This window comes from Microbacterium sp. B19, assembly GCF_000333395.1.
Classification (GTDB): domain Bacteria; phylum Actinomycetota; class Actinomycetes; order Actinomycetales; family Microbacteriaceae; genus Microbacterium.
Map to the genome: position 1 here is coordinate 1 of NZ_BADA01000509.1, position 2648 is coordinate 2648.

The window sequence follows — 2648 nt, forward strand, 5'->3', positions numbered from 1 at the left end:
CCAGGAGAACACCACGATCCCCGATCTTCTGAAGGGCCTCAGCGCCGACCAGTGCAAGGCCGAGAACGACGCGCAGCCGCTCGAGGTCGAGACGGTGCCGCAGACGCAGCTCGACCAGAAGCTCCAGCTGCTCGCGGGACAGAACGCGCTGCCCACGCAATACGCGGCCGGCAACGCCCCGGCTCTGACCAAGGAACTGGCCAAGGGCGGCCAGGTCCTCGATCTGAAGAAGACCCTCACCGACCTCGGTGTCATCGACAAGGTCCAGCCCGCCGCGATCTCCACGATCGAGCAGCTGTACGGCGGCTTCAACGTCCTTCCGTACCAGTACAACATCGAAGGCATCTGGTACAACAAGAAGCTCCTCAGCGACAACGGCATCCAGGTTCCGCAGACATGGGACCAGCTCACCGCGGCCGCGGCCAAGCTCCAGGGCGCCGGCGTCCAGCCGTTCTCCGCCTCCGGCGAGCAGGGCTGGCCGATCACCCGCCTGATCAGCGGCTATATCTTCCGCGACCTCGGTCCCGACGCGCTGCAGAAGGTGGCCGACGGGCAGGCCAAGCTCACCGACCCGGAGTACGTCGCCGCGGCACAGGCCGTCGCCGACCTGGGCACTGCCGGCTACTTCGGCCAGGGCGTCGGCTCGATCGACTACGACACGGCCTTCAACACGTTCCTCACCGGCAAGGCGGCCTTCTTCTACATGGGCAGCTGGGCGCTGTCGAACTTCGCCGACGAGAAGGCCAACCAGATCGGTTCGGACAACATCGGCTTCCTGCCCTTCCCCAACGTCACGGGCGGTAAGGGCGACGCGAGCCAGACGCCGGCCAACGTCGGCCTGCCCATGGCGCTGTCGGCGAAGGCCTACAACGACAACACCGGCAAGTGGCTGACCTGCATCGCGAACAACTACGGTGCCGAGTCGCTCTCGAAGGCCGACACGATCTCGGGCTTCACCGTCGACGGCGACGTCAAGGTGGACGACCTGACCGCCCTCGTCCAGGACCAGATCTCCTCCACCAAGGAGTCGGTGCTGTGGTTCGAGGCGCTCTTCAGCGCCAAGGCCACCGAGACGAGCCAGAAGAACGCGGCGCAGCTGCTCACCGGTGCCATCTCGCCCCAGGACTTCATGAGCCTGGTGCAGGCCGACCTGGGCTGACGTGTCCTCCGAGGCGGGGGCGACGATCGTCGCCCCCGCCTCTCTCCCCTTGCGAAGGAACCCCCATGAACAAAGTCCTCGGCGACCGCCGCGCCATCGCGCTGCTGCTCGGCCCGGCGCTCCTCGTCTACACCCTGGTCATGCTCATCCCCGTGGTGTGGTCGCTCGGATACACGCTCTTCGAGGGCAACGCGATCTCGGGATTCGAGTTCGTCGGCTTCGACAACATCGCGCGTCTGTTCACCGACCCGCGCGTGGCCGAAGCCCTGCGCTTCACGCTCCTGTACGCCGTGATCATCACGGCCGGGCAGGTGCTGCTGGGCTACCTGCTCGCGCTGTTCTACGTCTTCGTCCTCCGCAACCGCGGCAGTGTCGTCCGGACCCTCGTGTTCTTCCCGGTCATCATCCCCACGGTGGCCGTCGCCCTGATGTTCCAGAAGCTGTTCGAGGTGGCGCCGCAGACCGGCCCGGTGAACGCGCTGTTGAACGTTTTCGGGGTGGCATCCATCGACTGGTTCGGCAGTCCGGTGAGCGCGATCGTGGTCCTGGTCGTCATGGACCTGTGGCGTTCGATGGGCTTCTACGCGGTGCTGCTCTACACGGGCCTACTGGACATCCCCGACGACATCATGGAGTCGGCCCGCCTGGACGGCGCGAACGGGTGGCGCCTGGTGCGTAGCATCGTGCTCCCGCTGTCGCTGCCGGTCCTGCTGTCGTCGATCATCTTCTCCATCAACGGCACCCTGAAGGTCTTCGACTCCATCGTCGCCCTCACCAACGGAGGCCCGGGGACGGCGACCACTCCGCTGACCCTTTACATGTTCCAGACCTCGTTCAGCTACGGCGAGTACGGCTACGGCGCCTCGATCGCGCTGCTGCTGACGATCCTGTGCCTGATCGTGACCGTCTTCATCTTCCGGTCGTCTCGTCGCGACGTCACGAAGGGCTGATCCTCCATGTCCACCGCCACCCTTCCGAAATCGCCCGAGCGGCTGCGCACGCGCCGTCGTCCGGCGCCGCGCGCGGGATCCCTGCGCCGCATCCCCGGCACCGTCCTCATCGTCCTGCTCGTGGCGATCGAGGTGCTCCCGCTGCTCTGGCTCCTCATGAACTCGTTCAAGAGCCAGGACGAGTTCCTGAATGCGCCGACCTGGGCGCTCCCGCGCGAACTGAACCTGCAGAACTACGTCGACGCGTGGGTCACGGGCAACATCGGCCAGTACCTCGGCAACAGCGTCGCCGCCGTGTTCCCGGCGCTGGCCCTCATGCTGCTCCTCGGCGTCGCCGCCGGATTCGTGCTGGAGGTGATGGTGTTCCGCGGGCGGGGCGGCATCCTGCTGCTGTTCCTGGCGGGCATCATGGTGCCCGGTCAGATGATCCTCCTGCCGCTGTTCTCGGTGTACTTCCAGGCCGGGATCACCGGATCGCTGTGGCCGCTGATCATCACGTACACCGCGACCGGCCTGCCGCTCACCGTGTTCATGATGGC

2 protein-coding genes and 1 pseudogene are annotated in these 2648 nt (G+C 66.2%); all 3 read left to right on the forward strand.

Annotation, left to right across the window (positions count from 1 at the left end; all coding sequences use genetic code 11):
- A partial coding sequence (locus tag I5G_RS17525) for an ABC transporter substrate-binding protein (RefSeq protein ID WP_022880223.1) occupies positions 1-1159 on the forward strand: 1159 nt, incomplete at its 5' end.
- A gap of 65 nt (positions 1160-1224) precedes the next feature.
- Positions 1225-2109, forward strand: a complete 885-nt coding sequence (locus I5G_RS17530; RefSeq protein WP_022880224.1) for a carbohydrate ABC transporter permease — start codon at positions 1225-1227, stop codon at positions 2107-2109.
- A 6-nt stretch (positions 2110-2115) separates the two neighbouring features.
- A pseudogene (locus I5G_RS17535) lies at positions 2116-2648 on the forward strand (carbohydrate ABC transporter permease); the annotation flags it as partial.